The 18,643-nt window shown below is 55.7% G+C and carries 14 protein-coding genes; 13 read left to right on the plus strand and 1 reads right to left on the minus strand.

What is annotated here, in order from left to right; translation table 11 throughout:
* The first annotated feature begins 4 nt into the window (after positions 1 to 4).
* The 13 genes from murD (at position 5) to ligA (ending at position 16,785) form a co-directional block, all read left to right on the plus strand.
* Entirely contained in the window at positions 5 to 1,324 is a 1,320-nt protein-coding gene (gene murD / locus AB8881_03280) for a UDP-N-acetylmuramoyl-L-alanine--D-glutamate ligase (GenBank protein ID XDZ63919.1), read from the plus strand.
* Positions 1,317 to 2,441, plus strand: a complete 1,125-nt coding sequence (locus AB8881_03285) for an FtsW/RodA/SpoVE family cell cycle protein (GenBank protein XDZ63920.1) — start codon at positions 1,317 to 1,319, stop codon at positions 2,439 to 2,441. Before murD ends, AB8881_03285 begins: the two co-directional genes overlap by 8 nt.
* Positions 2,438 to 3,553, plus strand: coding sequence for a glycosyltransferase (locus AB8881_03290; GenBank protein ID XDZ63921.1), 1,116 nt, complete (start codon positions 2,438 to 2,440; stop codon positions 3,551 to 3,553). The genes AB8881_03285 and AB8881_03290 overlap by 4 nt, the downstream gene beginning before the upstream one ends.
* Positions 3,550 to 4,971: a UDP-N-acetylmuramate--L-alanine ligase gene (gene murC, locus AB8881_03295; protein XDZ63922.1), complete on the plus strand. Its 1,422-nt coding sequence runs from the start codon at positions 3,550 to 3,552 to the stop codon at positions 4,969 to 4,971. The genes AB8881_03290 and murC overlap by 4 nt, the downstream gene beginning before the upstream one ends.
* Positions 4,968 to 5,885 carry a UDP-N-acetylmuramate dehydrogenase gene (murB, locus tag AB8881_03300; GenBank protein XDZ63923.1) on the plus strand — a complete coding sequence of 306 codons (918 nt, stop codon included), beginning with the start codon at positions 4,968 to 4,970 and terminating at the stop codon, positions 5,883 to 5,885. The genes murC and murB overlap by 4 nt, the downstream gene beginning before the upstream one ends.
* Positions 5,882 to 6,793: a D-alanine--D-alanine ligase gene (locus AB8881_03305; protein XDZ63924.1), complete on the plus strand. Its 912-nt coding sequence runs from the start codon at positions 5,882 to 5,884 to the stop codon at positions 6,791 to 6,793. Before murB ends, AB8881_03305 begins: the two co-directional genes overlap by 4 nt.
* Complete coding sequence (locus AB8881_03310) at positions 6,781 to 7,602, plus strand: cell division protein FtsQ/DivIB (GenBank protein ID XDZ63925.1); 822 nt, start codon at positions 6,781 to 6,783, stop codon at positions 7,600 to 7,602. Before AB8881_03305 ends, AB8881_03310 begins: the two co-directional genes overlap by 13 nt.
* The gene (gene ftsA / locus AB8881_03315) at positions 7,599 to 8,894 is read left to right on the plus strand and encodes a cell division protein FtsA (protein XDZ63926.1); all 1,296 of its coding nucleotides are present in this window, start codon (positions 7,599 to 7,601) and stop codon (positions 8,892 to 8,894) included. The genes AB8881_03310 and ftsA overlap by 4 nt, the downstream gene beginning before the upstream one ends.
* A 182-nt stretch (positions 8,895 to 9,076) precedes the next feature.
* Complete coding sequence (gene ftsZ / locus AB8881_03320) at positions 9,077 to 10,861, plus strand: cell division protein FtsZ (protein ID XDZ63927.1); 1,785 nt, start codon at positions 9,077 to 9,079, stop codon at positions 10,859 to 10,861.
* A 201-nt stretch (positions 10,862 to 11,062) separates the two neighbouring features.
* Positions 11,063 to 12,025, plus strand: coding sequence for a UDP-3-O-acyl-N-acetylglucosamine deacetylase (gene lpxC / locus AB8881_03325; GenBank protein ID XDZ63928.1), 963 nt, complete (start codon positions 11,063 to 11,065; stop codon positions 12,023 to 12,025).
* 183 nt (positions 12,026 to 12,208) lie between these two features.
* Entirely contained in the window at positions 12,209 to 13,021 is an 813-nt protein-coding gene (locus AB8881_03330; GenBank protein ID XDZ63929.1) for an outer membrane protein assembly factor BamD, read from the plus strand.
* A 2-nt stretch (positions 13,022 to 13,023) separates the two neighbouring features.
* A complete protein-coding gene (gene recN, locus AB8881_03335; protein XDZ63930.1) occupies positions 13,024 to 14,685 on the plus strand; it encodes a DNA repair protein RecN in 1,662 nt (553 codons plus the stop codon).
* A 3-nt stretch (positions 14,686 to 14,688) separates the two neighbouring features.
* Positions 14,689 to 16,785, plus strand: coding sequence for an NAD-dependent DNA ligase LigA (ligA, locus tag AB8881_03340; protein XDZ63931.1), 2,097 nt, complete (start codon positions 14,689 to 14,691; stop codon positions 16,783 to 16,785).
* An 83-nt stretch (positions 16,786 to 16,868) separates the two neighbouring features.
* On the opposite strand, the gene AB8881_03345 is transcribed toward ligA, so the two are convergent.
* Entirely contained in the window at positions 16,869 to 18,641 is a 1,773-nt protein-coding gene (locus tag AB8881_03345; GenBank protein ID XDZ63932.1) for an aminopeptidase P family protein, read from the minus strand.
* Positions 18,642 to 18,643 lie beyond the last annotated feature (2 nt).

Genomic DNA, 18,643 nt, shown 5'->3' on the forward strand with positions numbered 1-18,643 from the left:
TTGAATGCTGGTTCCGCATGACATGAATGGACAGGCGATCGGGGTCTTGGGCCTTGGTGGATCTGGCATTGCCGCTGTTGCCGCGTTACGTGCAGCTGGGGCGCATGTCTTTGCGTTTGATGATGTGAAAAGTCAGCATGACATCCCCGAAATTCTGATGACCAGCTGGCAGGAATGGCCGTGGCAGAACCTTGACGCCATGGTGATTAGTCCGGGCATCCCGCACCATCATCCAAAACCGCACCCTGCCGCCGCCTTGGCGACAAGCCTGAACATCGACGTGATCAGCGAGGTCGAATTGGCATTACGCGCCAAACCAGCGGCGCCACTGTTGGTAATCACTGGCACGAATGGTAAATCCACGACCACCGCATTGATCGGCCATTGTCTTAAATTCGCCGGGCGCGCGGTGGCGATTGGCGGCAATCTTGGCGATCCGGCAAGCTCACTTGACGATCCGGGCACAGACGGCGTGCTGGTTCTGGAACTATCGTCTTATCAATTGGAAACCACCCCGTCACTGGCACCGGCAATCTCGATTTTGCTGAATATCAGCCCCGACCATCTCGACCGACATGGCGGTATGGACGGCTATATCGCCGCCAAAGCGATTAGCCTTGACTGCCTTGGCCCCAATAGTCTGGCGATTATTGGCGATGGCGATGATCACGTGCGTGCCTTGGCCGACACCACCCGCCAGCGCGGCATCAAAACCTTGATTGCGCGGCCCGATTTGGCACCAGAGGCACAGCGATATTCAGCCTCACTTGCGGGGTTGCATAATGCCGAAAACGCGGCGGCGGCGGCGCTAGCGCTTGGCGCGCTTGGGCTTGATACCGACATGATCAATCGCGGGATTGAGGGTTATGTCAGCCTGCCACACCGCCTGCAACCCGTGGCGCATTGCGGCAAGATTCAATTCATCAATGATTCCAAAGCCACCAACGGCGTCGCCGCTGCCAAGGCGCTGCTGGCGTTTAACGATATCTATTGGGTGGCTGGCGGTCTTGCCAAGCAGGACAGTCTGGCCCCTCTAATGGATTGTCTTGGTGCGGTGAAAAAGGCCTATTTGATTGGCACCGCCGCCGCCGAATTCGCTGCTAGTCTGACCGGCCATTGCCAAACAGCGATTTGCGGCGATCTGGAAACCGCAACCCGCGCCGCGTTTGATGATGCCAGTGCGGCCGCTGATGGTGGCACCATTTTGTTGGCGCCCGCCGCCGCCTCATTTGATCAATTCAGCAATTTTGGTGCGCGTGGCACCGCCTTTGCGGCACTTGCCCAAAGCCTTTGCACCAACCGATCGGGAGGCACGCATGCTTGACCGTACCGATCGCTCGCTTGTTGGCATCTGGTGGTGGACTGTTGATAAATGGCTGTTAGCCAGCGCCCTTTTATTAATGACGCTTGGGATGATCTTGGTGATGGCAGCAAGCCCCGCTGTTGCTAGCCTGATTAACCTGTCATCACAGCATTTCATCCTGCGCCAGATCATTTATCTAGCCCCGGCATTGGTGATCATGCTGACCGTCTCCATGCTGGAGCCGCGCCCCATTCGCGCCCTATCACTCATCGGCCTGACAGTCACGATCGGGCTGATGATCCTTGCGATTGTTACGGGCAGTGAAATCAAGGGGGCAACAAGATGGATTTCGGTCGCCGGTTTCACCTTGCAACCATCCGAGCTGGCAAAACCGCTATTCGCGATTGTTTCAGCGTGGTTGCTGACGCTGTGGCGTGAAGGGCAGGATTTTCCCGGCTGGGCCTATGCGTCGGGTTTAGCCGCCATAATTGTGGCGATACTTGTTGCCCAGCCTGACATTGGCATGACCGCGTTGATCTTGATGACATGGGGCTTTCAGATGTTTCTGGCCGGTATGCCGATGATGTTTGTCATTGGCGCCGCCGCGCTGGCCCCGATTGGTTTCTATCTTGCCTACCTTAATCTTGACCATGTTCGGCTTCGGGTTGACAAATTCTTTGAAGGCGGTTCGTGGCAGGTCGAACAGGCGATGCAAAGCTTTGCCAAAGGTGGCTATTTTGGGGTTGGGCCGGGCGATGGTGTGATCAAGCTGCATCTGCCCGACGCGCATTCCGATTTCATCTTTGCCGTTGCTGCCGAAGAATATGGTGCGATTGCCTGTCTTGCACTTCTTGGGCTTTACGGTTTTGTGATTATCCGTGGATTTGCCAGAGCCCTTACCGGTGAAGGGCTGTTTTGCCTGATTGCTGCCTCCAGTCTGGTCATGCAGATCGGCGTTCAGGCCAGCATCCATATGGCCTCGTCGGTTAACCTAATTCCAACCAAGGGCATGACCCTGCCATTCATCAGCTATGGCGGCTCGTCATTATTGGCCAGCGCCCTTACCATGGGGCTGATCCTCGCGCTGACCCGTAAACGCACTACCAGCGATCATTTCGCAGATCGGCGGCAAGCATGAGCGCGGCACGGATCTATCTCGCCGCCGGTGGCACCGGTGGTCACATATTCCCAGCGCTGGCGGTTGCCGAGGCATTGAATGCCAAGGGCCATGAAACCTGCCTGTTTACCGACAAGCGTGGCGCCAATCTCCTTGCAGGTATTGCCGATTTGCCGGTTCGCCTTTATGTGATCAGCGCCGCGTCACCGTTCCAATCAGGTTTGCTTCGCCGGATCATCGCAACTGGCAAATTAGGTTTGGGGGCATTGTCCAGCCTGTGGCATATCGGACTGCGCCGACCTGAGGTAATGATCGGGTTTGGCGGGTATCCATCATTTGCCCCAGTGCTGATTGCGCGGCTGCTTGGCGTGCCGGTAATGGTGCATGAACAAAATGCCTATCTTGGAAGAGCCAACCGGGTGATTGCCGCCCGCGCCCGCCTGTTGGCGCTAAGCTGGCCGCAAACCAAAAACCTGCCAGATGGCGTGCAAACCCATATCACCGGGATGCCTGTCCGCACCGCGTTTTTTGCCAAGCGGCGGCCAAGCTGCACAGGTGATGACCGGGTGCTAAGCGTTCTTGGCGGCTCGCAAGGGGCCAGCATTCTTGGCACATTAGTGCCTGACGCCATCGCGATGATTGATCCGCCATTGCGCAACCAGATCAAAATCTATCAACAGGCGCGTATCGAACAGGTTGAGGATTTGAAGGCGCGTTACACCAAACTGGGGGTCAGCGCGTCAATCAAGCCATTCTTCAGCAATATGCCCAATTTACTAGCAAAGAGTGACCTCGTGATCAGCCGATCAGGTGCCTCGTCAATTGCCGAGCTGGCCGCAACCGGCCGTGCGTCACTGATGCTGCCACTGCCAAGCGCAATGGATGATCATCAACGCGCAAACGCCTTGCAAATGGAACAGGTCGGAGGCGGCTATTGCCTTGACGAAGCCACTGTCAGCTCGGCCTTTCTGGCAACCCGGATCATGCAGCTGTTCGAGGCGCCGGACGAGCTTGGCAAAATGGCCGCCAACGCCACCGTCCTTGCCAGCCCAAACGCCGCGACCGACATTGCCGCGCTCGCCGAAGGGCTGATCAGCAAACGCAACGCACCAAATCTAGGAGCAATCGCATGAGTGAATTGCCACTATCTATCGGCACCATGCATTTCACCGGGATCGGCGGCATCGGTATGAGCGGCATTGCCGAAATTCTGTTCGAGCTTGGCTATGCGGTTCAAGGCAGCGATATGTCTGACAATGCCAATGTCAGACGGCTTCGGGCCAAAGGCATTCCAATTGTGACCGGCCAACGCGCCGAAAATGTCGAAAACGCGTCTTTGGTGGTAATCTCAACCGCAATCAAGCCAGATAATCCCGAGGTGGTTGCCGCACGCGCCAAATTCCTGCCCATCGTTCACCGTGCTGAAATGCTTGGCGAATTAATGCGGCTTCGCTGGTCAATTGCCGTTGCAGGCACCCATGGCAAAACAACGACAACCAGTCTTGTCGCCACTTTGCTAAACAGTGCCGACATCGACCCAACAGTGATAAATGGCGGCATCATCACCGGATGGGGCAGCAATGCACGCCTTGGAAAAGGCAGCTGGATGGTTGTCGAGGCAGATGAAAGCGACGGATCATTTGCCAAATTAAAGCCAACCGTTGCTGTGGTCACAAACATTGATCCAGAACATCTCGACCATCACGGCAGCTTTGAGGCACTTGAGACCGCGTTTTTGAATTTTGTTGCGTCGATCCCGTTTTACGGTTTTGCCACGCTATGTATTGATCATCCATCGGTGCAGCGGCTTATGGCAGGCATTAAGGATCGCCGCATCATCACCTACGGCATGAGTGCAAATGCCGATGTTCGGGCGATCAATTTGCGGGCTGATGCTGGCGCGATGCTGTTTGATGTCCAGCTGTCAGACCGGATTAATGGTGATAGCGCCGCATTGCAGAATGTGCGGTTCCCGATGCTTGGCGATCACAATGTGCAGAACTGCCTCGCCGCGATCGGGGTGGTGTTGGAAATGAATATTGATGCGCCGCGTATCCGTGACGCGCTGGCCGCATTTGGCGGGGTAGGTCGGCGGTTTGAAACAATAGGGATCAGCAACGGCGTGACCATCATTGATGATTACGGTCATCATCCGGTGGAAATCAAGGCCGCCCTTAAGGCTGGCCGGATGCTATCTGGCAATAACAAACTGATTGCCGTCGTCCAGCCGCATCGCTATAGCCGCCTCGCCGATCTATTTACCGATTTCTGCAGCTGTTTTAACGATGCTGATGAAGTGCTCGTTGCCGATATTTACGCCGCTGGTGAAGCCCCGATTGATGGCGCTGACAAAACTGCATTAGTCGCCGGATTACGCGATTACGGGCATAAGGCGGCGGCTGGCCTTGAGGGGCCAGACAAGCTAGCCATCGAGATTGCGGCAAGAACCAAGGCTGGCGACGTTGTCATGTGTCTTGGTGCCGGTGATATCACCGCATGGGCAGCCGCCCTTCCAAAAGAGCTGGACAGGTTGGCAGGAGGGCAAGCATGACCTCGATACATGACCGGCTTCCTGATGTGCGGGGCAGCTATACAGCAAATGATCCAATGGCACGCCATACATGGTTTGGTGTCGGCGGGCCGGCAGAAGTTTTATTCAGCCCGCTGGATACCGCTGATCTGGCAGAATTTCTGGCGGCTTGTCCACGAGACATTCCGCTATTTGCGGTTGGTGCTGGCTCAAACCTGCTGGTTCGTGATGGCGGGGTAAGCGGTGTTGTGATCAAGCTTGGCACCCATATGAAAGCAATCCGGCATGACGGTACCCGCATCATTGCCGAGACCGGTGCCAGCGATGCCGATGTGGCGCGCTATGCACAAAAGGCTGGCATTGGCGGGCTGGAATTTCTGATCGGTATTCCGGGCACAATCGGCGGCGGCTTGCGGATGAATGCCGGTGCCTATGGCAGCGAATTTAAGGATGTAACGATCGTGGCGCATGGGCTTGATCGAAGCGGCAAGCCGGTCAGCGCAACACCAGCGGCGATGGGCATGGCCTATCGACATAGCGAGGCTCCGGCAGACTGGATTTTCACCGCCGCCGAATTGCAAGGCCAAAAGGATGATCCGGCAGCGATCAAGGCGCGGATGAAAGAAATTATTGCCAGCCGCGGCGACGCCCAGCCGCGCGGCGTTCGCACCGGGGGCAGCACCTTTGCCAACCCGGATGGCGGCAAGGCGTGGCAAGAAATCGACAAGGCCGGTTGTCGCGGTCTTTCAATCGGCGGGGCACAAGTCTCAGAAAAACATTGTAATTTTCTGATCAACACCGGCACCGCAACCGCCGAGGACATTGAAACGCTGGGTGAAACTGTTCGTGACCGTGTTTTGGCCGGTGGCGGGCCACCACTTAGATGGGAAATCCGCCGTGTTGGGCGCAACCAGAACGAAGGGGCACCGGAATGACCGATAACCGTGATCGCGTCGCCGTGTTAATGGGCGGCTGGACATCCGAGGCAGCGGTTAGCCGTGTATCTGCGAGCTTTTGTGCGCAGGCCGCGCGCAACGCCGGTTGGGATGCGATCGAGGTCGAGGTTGACCGCGACATTGCGCAGAAATTGAAAGAGATCAATCCCGGCCGTGTATTCAATGCGCTGCATGGTCAAATCGGTGAAGATGGTAATATTCAAGGTCTGCTGAATATTATGAATATTCCCTATACCCATAGCGGGCTGACGGCATCGGCGATCGCCATGGATAAGCTATTGGCAAAAACCCTGCTTGCCGGAACCGGGATCATGGTGCCGCCTACCTTGCCACTCGTCGAAGATAGTCATGTCTATCCCCAAGACAGCACTGGTGCGCATGTGATTAAGCCGCGCAATGACGGGTCCAGCTTTGGCGTGGTGATTGTACCTGACGATCAAACCCGTCCGCCGGCGCGCAGCATTTGGCCTGCCGATGCACAACTGATCTGCGAGCCCTATATCCCTGGCCGTGAATTGACCGTTGCCGTTCTTGATGGGACTGCACTTTGTGTCACTGAAATCACGTCTACGCGCGAATTTTACGATTTTGACGCCAAATATGCGGTTGGCGGATCGAACCATATCCTGCCTGCCGATATTCCCGAAGCGGTCAATCTTAAAGCCTGCCTGTGGGCCGAACACGCCTATCGCCAGCTCGGTTGTCGCGGCATCATCCGCGCCGATTATCGCTGGGACGATAAAAATGATGCGCTGTTCATGCTTGAAGTGAACACCCAGCCGGGCATGACCGCAACATCACTTGTGCCGGAACAGGCTCGTTTTGTCGGCATGTCAGGCGAAGAACTGGTCAACCACCTATTGGAGATTGCACAATGCGACGACTAATCGGATGGATTAAACCGCAACAGCAGACGCCGCCGCGCAGCCCAGAAACACGGCTGGACCTGTGGAAGAAGGTTAAAATCGGCTTTTGGTCACTTGTGATGATTGCGGCTACCAGCACAATCGGCGTTGCAATGATGGACCGCAGCAAGCTGGGCGATGATTTCTTGGCAATAAGCGCAAATGCTGGTCTGGTGCTTGATGATATTCAGGTTCAAGGACGCGCCCATACGCCGCAAGCCAGTCTATTGGCTGCCTTGAATCTGCAAATCGGCACGCCCATTCTTGGCATTGATTTACGCCAGCTTCACAGCAACATCAGCAAGATTGGCTGGATTGAGGATGTGATTGTCGAGCGCCGCCTGCCAAGCACCATCTATCTCACCCTTCGTGAGCGTGTGCCGATTGCCCTGTTACAAAATAATGACCAGCATAAATTGATCGACCGCAGCGGCGCGATTATCGACGGAGCGGACCCCAGCCATTTCACCCATCTTACGGTTGTTGCCGGTGAAAATGCAGCGCCTCATGCGGCCGCTATTCTGGCGATTTTAAAAACCGAGCCTGAATTATTCAGCGAGGTTTGGGCGGTCAGCTATCGCTCGCAGCGGCGCTGGGACGTGCATCTGAAAAACGGCATGGAAATCCGCCTGCCAGAAACTGATCCGGTCACAGCATGGTCTCGGCTCGCGGTGATTGATCGTAAAAAAGCCATTACCAATCGCGACCTCGCAGTCATCGATTTGCGCGTGCCGCAACAATTGATCGTCGAGCCAAACATTCCGGTAAGAGGGAAAGGAAACCGCACATGATCCTTGGAAAGACAAAAGCCATTACGCGGCGCCCCTTTGCCGTGCTTGATATCGGATCATCAAAAATCTGCTGCATGATTGGTGAGTCTGATGGTTCGGGCGGTGTTCGGCTATTAGGGCACGGCACGCACGCATCGGCGGGGATCCGCGGCGGGGAAGTTAGTGACCTTGAAGCGCTGAGTACGGTGATTGGCAAAACCGTGCAGGCGGCCGAGCGTGATGCCGGCATCTCGGTTACATCAGTAACAATTGTTGCCCCCGGCGGTACCCCGATTTCCAGCATTTGTACAAAATCAGTTCGGCTTAGTGATGCGGTGGTTCGCCGCCGCGATATCGACCGTCTCATGGCGCGCAGTGACAACGGCAATTTTCCAGAAAACTATCAGCCAATGCATTTGCAAACCCTGCAATATGGGCTGGATGATGTCCGCGGGATTGCCGACCCACGCGGAATGCGCGGCACAAATCTGTCAGTGGATTACACACTGGTATGTGGTCTGCGCACCTCGCTGGCAAATCTGCGTGAGGCGTTGGCGTTAAATCATCTCGAAACCGACCGGTTTCTACATTCGGCCTATGCCAGCGGGCTTGCCTGTCTTAGTGCCGAGGAACGTGATCTTGGCAGCGTGATCGTTGATATGGGCGGCGGCACGACATCAATTGCCATCTTCATGGAAGGCAAGCTGGTCTATGTCGACACAATCAAGATTGGCGGCAACCGCGTCACCACCGATATTGCCCGCGTGCTTTCAACACCAATTGCCGAGGCCGAGCGACTAAAGGCGATTGACGGATCGGTTATGCCAACCGACATTACCGGCGTTGCGCCAGACCAGCTTCGAGAAGTGGTGCGCCTTGGCCGCAGTGACAATATCACCATCCCAACACTTGGCACTGCCGAGGTGGCGGGCCAGACCATTGAGCGTAATTTGCTCAGTGCCATCATCCGTCCCCGCGTTGAGGAAATTCTCGAACTGCTGCACACCCGTATGGAGCGTGCGCGGATGGAACATACCGCCGGAAGCCGCTATGTGCTGACCGGCGGTGCCAGCCAATTAACCGGCCTTGCTGATCTGTTTGCAAAGCAAGCAAAGAAATCGGTTGGAATTGGCAAACCTATTGGCATTGCCGGCCTTGATGAGGACAGCAGTGGCCCCGGATTTGCCGCCAGCACTGGCGCGCTGATCCATGTAAGCCGGATCGAAGAAAATGACCCAACAGACCGGCAAACCCGCACCCTACCACACGGACCGTTTGAGCGTATCGGTGCGTGGCTTCGTGACAATCTTTAGCCAAGGAGATCAATGATGGCCACATGTTCAAACCCTGTTTTTAGCTGGCAACGACCCCAGCGAACCATGCAGCAAACCATCGGAAACCGGCAGATATACCCTGCCGGAACCACCCGCCTAGCACGCCATAACCCACTCTACTCAACCAAGAACAGTCAAATTTACAATGAAGGGAATCAGTCATGACAATCAACCTCACCGTTCCTCAAACAATGCAAGAGCTTCGTCCACGGATTACCGTTGTTGGTGTTGGTGGCGCTGGCTGTAATGCCGTCAACAACATGATCAATGCCAATCTTGAAGGCGTTGATTTTCTGGTTGCCAATACTGACGGGCAGGCACTTGCCCATTCACTATCAAGCCGGAAAATTCAGCTTGGTAGTGCGATCACCCAAGGCCTTGGCGCCGGTTCAAAGCCTGAAATTGGCCGTGCCGCAGCCGAAGAAAGCCTGCAGGATGTGATGGCTGAACTGGCTGATTGCAACATGGTCTTTATCACTGCTGGCATGGGCGGTGGAACAGGCACAGGCGCAGCGCCGGTAATTGCACGAGCCGCACGCGAACGCGGCATCCTGACGGTTGGCGTTATCACCAAACCGTTTGAATTTGAAGGCCAGCGTCGGATGAAGCAAGCCGAAGACGGTATCGAAGAGTTACAAGCCTATGTTGATACGCTGATCGTTATCCCAAACCAGAACCTGTTCCGGTTGGCAAATGAGCGGACAACTTTTGCCGATGCATTCCATATGGCAGATGCGGTTCTGCATCAGGGCGTTTGTGGCGTTACTGACCTGATGATCAAGCCCGGTCAGATCAATCTTGATTTTGCCGATATCCGTGCCGTTATGGGCGAGATGGGTAAAGCCATGATGGGCACCGGCGAAGCATCTGGCGAAGCCCGCGCAACACAGGCCGCCGAAGCCGCAATTAACAACCCGCTGTTGGACGACACCACAATGAAGGGCGCCAATGCAGTTCTGATCAATATCACCGGCGGCCTTGATATGACCCTGTTTGAAGTTGATGAAGCGGCCAACCGGATCCGCAAAGAAGTTGATCCGGACGCGACTATCATCTTTGGTTCAGCGTTTGACGATAAGCTAGAAGGCGTCATGCGCGTCTCGGTTGTCGCAACCGGCATCAGTGGTGCCAGCCAGAGCCTGCACCGGCCAAATGTCATGCCGCAACGAACCGAGGCTGTGGCAGCCCGGCAAAGCACCGCGATGCCAAGCAGTTCTATGACAAGCAGTTCTATAACAAGCACAATTGTGCCAAATCCGATCAGCAGCCTTTCAGCCCTTACCCCTGAAGTTGCGGTTGATGCGATTGGTGCCACATCATCACCGATGGCCGATGCGCCGACTGATTTGCTTGACGATCAGCTGAGCAATGAGCTTGCTAGCGAGGCAATCGACGAAATCATCAGCACCGATGCCGGCCATGAGCAGCAGATGGACATCACTGACGCCATTGGCACCGCCCAAGATGCACATCCGCGTGACGCGGCGGTTCCAGCCGAGCCAAATGAGGCAAATGCAACCAGCGAAAATGACGCGATGGCACCGTCGATGGGGGACACGCCAGCCATGCCGTTAACCACATCAGATGAAACAACAGCCCCACCACGGGCACGGTTCATCCCAGCAGCGGCAATCGCAATGCCGGATGAAGACAGCGTTGCTGAAGCGGTTGAAACACCGGTTGCGCGCTCGGCAAGCCTGATCAACAAAATCTCTGGATTATGGTCAAGCAAGCCGGTCAGCAAACCTGCCGAAGCAGTGCAGAAAACCCAGTCTGAGCCTTCGTTAGAGACGAGTGCGCCCAAGAGTGAAGTCGCGGTTTCAATCCTCGATTTATCACGCGCAGACGCGGTCAATAAGGCCGTTGCAACGGCCGCGCCAGCAGCGCCAAACGCCGATGAGGACGACCTAGATATTCCGGCATTTTTGCGCCGGCAAGCCAACTAGAAACACAGCAATGGCGCGGCAGTGCCATTGCTACAAACTGTTACCAAATGTGATTTGGATTGACCTGAGGAAAAGAGTAATCTTTCCTCAGGTTTTATTTAGCCAGCCATCCGTGGCGTGGCTGATCGTCACAAAGCACAAATCTAGTACATGGGAACCGCCCCTGACGCTAGCCAGAAACGAAAGAATGATCGCAGTTCAATGCCTGATACACTCACCTATAACGGGTTTGTTGACCAGCCGTTTCAAACAACGGTTCGCGAGGTCGCACAGCTAGAAGGTATTGGCCTGCATTCAGGGCGCTTTGTGCGTTTATCTATCTGCCCTGCTCCGGCGAATAGCGGGATTAAATTCCGCCGTATTGACGTTGACGGGCAATTGCAAACAGTCATCGCTCATGCCAGTTATGCCGAACAGGCGCGGCTCTGCACCCGCATCGTGAATAGCGAAGGCATCACGCTGGAAACAATCGAGCATCTGATGGCCGCATTCGCCGGTGTCGGACTGGACAATGCCACGATCGAGATTGACGCATCCGAAGCGCCTATTCTTGACGGAAGCAGCCAGCCAGTTCTAGAAGCGTTGAACAATGTTGGAATCGAGCTGCTGCCAGCGCGGCGCAAATACATGATCGTCACAAAGCCTGTTGAGGCACAGCTTGACTGCGGCGCATGGGCGCGGCTTGAGCCGGCTGAACAGTTACAGATCGACGTCAAAATCGAATTTGATGATCGGGCGATTGGTCACCAAAGTTTTATTTACACCCATCATGATGGTAGTTTTGCCACCGAATTGGCCGCGGCCCGCACCTTCTGCCAGCTTCGCGATGTCGAATTGATGCAAAATGCCGGGCGCGCGCTTGGTGGATCATTGAATAATGCTGTGGTTGTTGATGATGGCGAAATCCTGAACGAAGGCGGGTTGCGTATTGAGCGTGAATTTGCACGCCATAAGGCATTGGATTGCCTTGGTGACCTGTTCCTTGTTGGTATGCCGATCAAGGTCAAGATGACGGCGCTTCGCCCCGGTCATGCGCTTAGCACCAAACTAGTGCACGCATTACTGAATGACCCGACTGCCTATAAAGTCATTGAGGCCGGATCCGAGCATAGCCGGTCTGATAGCTTTGCAATGCCGGAATATGCTGCCGCAGCGATGGCATAACCTGCCAGCCAGTGCCTATCCACCCCGCGATTTAACAATAAAACAGCCCAAGAACTGATCAAAAGCGGATGAATTTGCATCCATGCGCATCGCGCTCTTTTCAGTAAGGTTTTATCCAGCTATTGTTAGCGCATCGGAACCAGTCTGTTCCCTTTTGTTTATCAGCCGTCAGCGGAGCCGGATGTGACCAGTCAAAAGAAATTCCTGATGATTGCTGCTTGCTGTTTTATGGCCGGATGTTCGTCCGGCCCCGAAATTGTCGAACAGGTCGAACAGCCGGTTGAAGTGCTGTATCGCGACGCGATGACAACGGCAGTAAGCGGCGACACCAAAGCTGCTGCGCCTAAATTTGAGGAAGTCGAGCGCCAACACCCCTATTCCAGCCTTGCCGTTCGCGCCCAAATCATGGCCGCATGGTCATTTTATCAAGCCAATCAATATTCGCGGGCAATTTCGGCGCTTGACCGGTTTGTCGAGCTTAATCCTGCCGACCCACTGGTTGAATATGCCTATTATCTAAGGGCGCTGTCACATTACGAACAGATCGTTGATGTGGAACGTGACGCCGAAATGACCAAATTGGCGCTTGCAGCGTTTGAAGAATTGGTGCGCCGTTTTCCCCAAGGCATCTATGCGCGTGATGGTCAGCTGAAAATTGATCTGACAAAATCGCATCTTGCTGGCAAGGAAATGGCGGTTGGCCGGTTTTATCTGAAACGCCAGCAATATACCGCCGCAATCCGCCGCTTTGATATTGTGATCAAAACGTACGATACCACCAATCAGGTGCCCGAGGCGCTTTATCGTACCGCCGAGGCCTATTATGCGCTTGGCCTGTCTGATCAGTCGGAACGCATCTTTGAGGTTGCAGCATATAACTATCCGGACTCGGTCTGGACTGAACGGCTAGCTAGCCTGCGTGCCGACCCGGAAAAGCCCGGCAAAAAAGGCGTGCTGGAGCGATCCGTTGACGTGATCTCTGATATTTTTAACTGACCATGCTACACAAGCTTACTGTTTCCAATATTGTTTTGATCGAGCAATTGACCCTGCAGTTCGCACCCGGGCTGACGGTGCTAACCGGCGAGACAGGCGCTGGCAAATCGATTCTGCTTGATGCGCTGGGGCTGGCGCTTGGCAGTCGGGCCGATTTTAGTCTGATCCGGCAAGGCCATGATCAAGCCCATGTAAGCGCCAGCTTTACCCTGCCACCCACGCATCCGGCATGGCAGCTCGTCGAGGATGCCGGCATCATGCCGGAAGATGAGATGATCCTTCGCCGCCGGTTAAAAAGTGACGGCAAATCAAGCGCCAGCATCAATGATATTGCCGTTTCAATCGGGCTATTGCGTCAGGTCGGGGATTTGCTGGTCGAGATACAGGGTCAATTTGAAGGCCGCGGCCTGCTTGATGTTTCAACCCATATGGCGCTGCTTGACCGCGCCGGCGCACATCACGAACTTTTGGCACAGGCCAAACAGGGCTGGCAGCAATGGACCGCTGCTCGCAAAGCGCTTGACGAGGCGCGGGCTGCGCTCGATCAGGCCAAAGCTGACGAAGACTGGCTGCGTGATGCCGTTGATGCGCTTGACCGCCTCGCCCCTCAAACCGGCGAAGAAGATACGCTGAAAAACAAACGAACCCTGCTTGCCAACGTCACCAAGATTGGCGAGAGCTTGGCGTTGGCTGAAGATGCGGTCTTTGGCGACGCCGGCGCCCAAGCAAGACTTGGTCATGCGCTGGCAGCATTGGAAAAAGCCGCACCGCTTGCTGGCGGCCAGTTGGATCAGGCTTTAGACGCGCTGATCCGCGCTGATGCCGAACTTGGCGAGGCGAGTAGCGCGATCCGATCTGCCGCCAATACGCTTGAGGCTGATCCGAATGCGTTGCACCAAATCGATGACCGCCTGCATGAATTACGCCAGCAAGCCCGCAAACATAGTTGCAGCCCCGATGAATTACCGGCAATCCACCTGACATTAACCGACCGGATGGCAGCGATCGAGGATTCGTCGGGCGCCCTCGGCAGTCTTGGTGAAACCGCGCAGAAATGGCAGGATTATTACCTTGATATTGCGGGACAGCTTGAAACCAGCCGCAAGCAGGCCGCCGCAAAATTGGATCAGGCAGTCCGCGCCGAATTGCCGCCCCTAAAACTCGAAGGGGCTCAATTTACCACCGCCATCAGCCCGCTTGCCGAAGCCCAATGGGGGCCACGCGGCACCACCGCAGTTCGGTTTGAGGCCAGCACAAATCAGGGGATGAATGCTGGCCCGATTGACCGGATTGCGTCGGGCGGCGAGCTGGCGCGGTTTTTACTGGCGTTAAAAGTATGTCTGGAAGAAAGCAGTCACCCAAGAAGCCTGATTTTCGATGAGGTTGATTCTGGCGTTGGGGGCGCGGTTGCCGCAGCGGTTGGTGACCGGCTATGCCGGCTTGGTGCCACCACCCAGACCCTTGTCATCACCCACTCACCGCAGGTAGCAGCCCGTGCTAACCAGCATTTGCGCATTGCCAAAACAGCAACCGACAGCGGCGTTGTCAGCGTGACCGTCGCCCTAAGCGATGACGAACGCACCGAAGAAATTGCCCGCATGCTAGCAGGTGAGACAGTGACCGATGAAGCACGCGCCGCAGCGGCTGCGCTGATCGGGGGCTAGATCATGGCAAATAGCGTGTTTCGCCTTGGTAGTGCCGATCCGGCCAGCATGGATCAGGCCTCAGCTGCCAGCGAGCTGGCCGCCCTTGCTGGTGAAATTGGCCGCCATGACCAGCTCTATCATGGGGATGATGCACCCGAGATATCTGACGCCGATTATGACCGGCTAATCGCCCGCAACCGCGCCCTTGAAGCTGCCTTTCCAGCGCTTGTTCGGGCCGATAGCCCAAGCCAGCGCGTTGGCGCCGCCCTGCCAGCACAAAGCCTGTTCGGCAAAGTCCGGCACGTGCGGCCAATGCTGTCGCTTAATAACGGGTTTAGCGATGCAGATATCGAGGATTTTGTGACCCGCGTTCGCAAGTTCCTATCGCTTGCTGATGCTGATGCGGCGCAATTTGTTGCCGAACCCAAGATTGACGGCCTGTCGCTCAGCCTACGCTATGAAAATGGCCAGCTGGTGCAGGCTGCAACGAGGGGCGATGGTGCCGAGGGCGAGGATGTAACCGCCAATGTCATGCAAATTGCCAGCGTGCCAAAACAGCTTGGCGGATCACCACCAGCAGTTTTAGAGGTGCGCGGCGAGATGTATATGAACCGGCAGGATTTTCTGGCACTTAATGCTGCCCAGACTGACGCTGGTAAAAAGATATTTGCCAATCCACGGAACGCCGCTGCCGGATCGCTGCGGCAAAAAGATGCCACCATCACCGGTCAGCGTAATCTGCAATTTTTCGCCTATTCAATGGGCGAAGCCAGCGCCAGCATTGCCGACAGCCACTGGGATTTTCTCCAAGCGCTTCGGGAATTTGGGTTTTTTGTCAATGACTTATCACGGCTTTGTGATGATGTTAACGCGCTAATCACCACCTATCAGGCGATTGGCAGCCAGCGGGTTGATCTGCCTTATGATATTGATGGGGTCGTCTATAAAATTGACCGGCATGATTACCAGCAGCGTCTTGGGCAGGTTGCGCGTGCGCCGCGCTGGGCTATTGCGCATAAATTCCCCGCCGAGCAGGCTGAAACAGTCATTATGGCGATTGATATTCAGGTCGGACGAACCGGTGCCTTAACGCCGGTGGCGCGTCTTGCGCCAATTTCGGTTGGCGGGGTGATCGTGTCAAACGCGACCTTGCATAACGAGGATGAAATCGCCCGCAAGGATATCAAGATCGGTGACCGCGTGGTGATCCAGCGCGCCGGTGATGTCATTCCGCAGATTGTCCGCGTGATCGAAACCGTGCGCAGCGGCGATGAGCAATCATTTGAGTTCCAAACCCATTGTCCAGTTTGTAGCGCACCAGCGATCCGGCCTGACGGTGAGGCGGTACGGCGCTGCACTGGCGGGCTGAATTGCGCGGCACAGCTTTTTGAGGGATTAAAGCATTTTGTGGCACGCGATGCGTTCGATATCGAAGGGCTCGGGGCGCGACAGATCGAACAGTTTATCGAGCTTGGCTGGGTGAAGGCACCGGCTGATATCTTTCGGCTTGATGAAAAGGCGGATGCGCTGGCGACGCTTGACGGCTATGGCGAGCTGTCGATTAAGAAACTGCTCCAAGCAATTGCAGCGCGCCGCGAAATTGGGCTTGAACGCTTTATTTATGCCTTGGGAATACGCCAAGTCGGACAGGCCACCGCACGGTTATTGGCGCTCTATTACGGCTCTGCCGAGGCGATGCTGAAAGCCCTCAATCCTGACGCCGATCTTGAGGCAGCGCATCAGGCGCTGGTCGAGATAGATCAGATTGGCAGCGCGGTTGCCGATGATATCATCAGCTTTTTTGGTAACCGCGATCTGCACCAACTGATTGTCGATCTGGTCGGCCTGTTGACCATCCTGCCGCCCGAACGCCCCGCCGACAACAGCCCGATCAGCGGCAAGACAATTGTCTTTACCGGGACTTTAGCGCGCATGTCGCGTGCCGAGGCCAAAGCCAAGGCGGAATCGCTGGGGGCGCGGGTCGCAGGGACAGTCTCGGCAAAGACCGATTTTCTGGTGGCGGGCGCCGATGCAGGGTCAAAGGCACGAAAAGCCGCTGAAATCGGCGTTACCGTGTTGGATGAAGACGGCTATTCAGCACTGATTAATCAATCATAAGCCGGCAAGAAACCGGTAACAAAACCTCTGGATTGATATGTGGCAGGGATTGATTGGCAGGGATTGATTCTTGCCTAGCGGGCCTATAGCGGGCGACACGCCGCGGCAAGCCATGTCTCTGCCGCCGATGATAATGCCGGATGCAATTGCGCATATACGTCGCGGTGATAGGCATCAACCCAAGCAATTTCAGGCGCGCTCAGCAATGATTTATCAATCAGGCGGCGGTCAAGCGGGCATAAGGTGATCGTCTCAAACTCAAGGAACTGCGCCGCCGATGATGCGGTTACGACAACAAGATTTTCAATGCGAATTCCCCAGTCGCCTGTTTTATAATAGCCCGGTTCATTCGACATCACCATGCCGGGCTCAAGCGCCACCTTACCACGCTTGGAAATGCTGGCCGGCCCCTCATGTACCGACAGCACATGACCAACCCCATGACCGGTTCCATGGGCAAAATCCAATTGTGCCGACCACAGCGGCGCACGCGCGATCGCATCAAGCTGGCTGCCAATTGTGCCGACGGGAAATTTTGCCATTGCCAGATGAATATGACTGCGCAAAACATGGCTATAGGCGCTCACCGCCCCAACTGGCGGATTGCCAATGGCGATGGTGCGGGTGATATCGGTGGTGCCATCGCGGTAATGCGCGCCCGAATCCAGCAACAGCACATCATCTGCCGCCAGCCTTCGATCGGCGCCGGCAATCGCGCGGTAATGCACAATCGCACCATTTGGGCCTGATCCGGCAATCGTATCAAAACTGGGCGCCAAAAACGCGTCCTGTTGGTGACGGAATGCACGTAATCTGGCGGCGATTTCAGTTTCGCTATAGGTCGCCGGAGATGCCGCAACCGCCTGATCAAGCCAGCACAAAAATTCGACCATCGCCACACCGTCACGCCTATGTGCAGCCCGAAACCCGTCAAGTTCAGCTGGCGTTTTGCAGGCTTTTGTCGCGGTGAGCGGGCAATCGGTTTCAAGTGTTTTCACGCCGCTTGCGACAATCTGATCAAACAGCATCCGCGGCAGGCTGTCAGGGTCGATCATCAAACGCCCCTCGCCTAGCTTGCCAAGCCGTTCTGGCAATTCGCCAAGCGGGGCAACGCTGATGTCGCTACCGATTACCGGGGTCAGCCGCGCGCTATCACCAAATAGACACAATCCCGCTTGCCTATGATAAAAGGCAAAACACAGATTGACCGGCGTACAGGGCAGATCCGCACCCCGCATATTGACCAGCCAATTGACCGTATCCACACGGGTCAACAAAACCGCATCACAATCCTTGGCATTCAGCTGCGCTGCCAGATCATTAATTTTGTCGGCAACCGCTCTACCAGCAAGCTCAACCGGCATCTGCCAGCTTGCAGCAGGCGGCATCGCTGGCTGATCAGGCCATAATGGGTCGAGCAAATTTTCCCCATGACAGACTAAATTCGCCCCCGCCGCCAACACTGCGCGTTCCATCCGCCGGAACAGTGATACCGTAATCAGGTGTCCATCAACCCCGATCACCGCAGCTTCGGGCAACGTGACCGTTTTCAACCAATCTTCAAAAGTCGTGTCGGGAAGTGTACAGCATTGCCAGATAGCAGGGTCGGTTTGCGCCGCCATCTGCAAGCTATAACGGCCGTCGCTGAACAGCCCTGCCCGATCAGCAAGCACCACGGCAAACCCTGCCGATCCGGTAAAGCCAGATAGATAGGCAAGACGTTCGTCGCCAGCTGGAACCTCCTCGCCCTGATACATATCCTCACGGCCAATGATCCAACCGTGTAATCCAGCGTCAGCAATGGCTGCGCGCAGTAATTTCAACCGCTTGTTATGGGTTTCATGCTGCTGGCTCACAA

This window comes from Alphaproteobacteria bacterium LSUCC0396 (genome assembly GCA_041228345.1).
Lineage (GTDB): Bacteria > Pseudomonadota > Alphaproteobacteria > Puniceispirillales > Puniceispirillaceae > UBA3439.

Excerpts from the sequence above, each read along its gene's own strand:
- murD (XDZ63919.1), top strand. The coding sequence starts at position 5 with ATGCTGGTTCCGCATGACATGAATGGACAGGCGATCGGGGTCTTGGGC.
- AB8881_03285 (XDZ63920.1), top strand. The coding sequence starts at position 1,317 with ATGCTTGACCGTACCGATCGCTCGCTTGTTGGCATCTGGTGGTGGACT.
- AB8881_03290 (XDZ63921.1), top strand. The coding sequence starts at position 2,438 with ATGAGCGCGGCACGGATCTATCTCGCCGCCGGTGGCACCGGTGGTCAC.
- murC (XDZ63922.1), top strand. The coding sequence starts at position 3,550 with ATGAGTGAATTGCCACTATCTATCGGCACCATGCATTTCACCGGGATC.
- murB (XDZ63923.1), top strand. The coding sequence starts at position 4,968 with ATGACCTCGATACATGACCGGCTTCCTGATGTGCGGGGCAGCTATACA.
- AB8881_03305 (XDZ63924.1), top strand. The coding sequence starts at position 5,882 with ATGACCGATAACCGTGATCGCGTCGCCGTGTTAATGGGCGGCTGGACA.
- AB8881_03310 (XDZ63925.1), top strand. The coding sequence starts at position 6,781 with ATGCGACGACTAATCGGATGGATTAAACCGCAACAGCAGACGCCGCCG.
- ftsA (XDZ63926.1), top strand. The coding sequence starts at position 7,599 with ATGATCCTTGGAAAGACAAAAGCCATTACGCGGCGCCCCTTTGCCGTG.
- ftsZ (XDZ63927.1), top strand. The coding sequence starts at position 9,077 with ATGACAATCAACCTCACCGTTCCTCAAACAATGCAAGAGCTTCGTCCA.
- lpxC (XDZ63928.1), top strand. The coding sequence starts at position 11,063 with ATGCCTGATACACTCACCTATAACGGGTTTGTTGACCAGCCGTTTCAA.
- recN (XDZ63930.1), top strand. The coding sequence starts at position 13,024 with ATGCTACACAAGCTTACTGTTTCCAATATTGTTTTGATCGAGCAATTG.
- ligA (XDZ63931.1), top strand. The coding sequence starts at position 14,689 with ATGGCAAATAGCGTGTTTCGCCTTGGTAGTGCCGATCCGGCCAGCATG.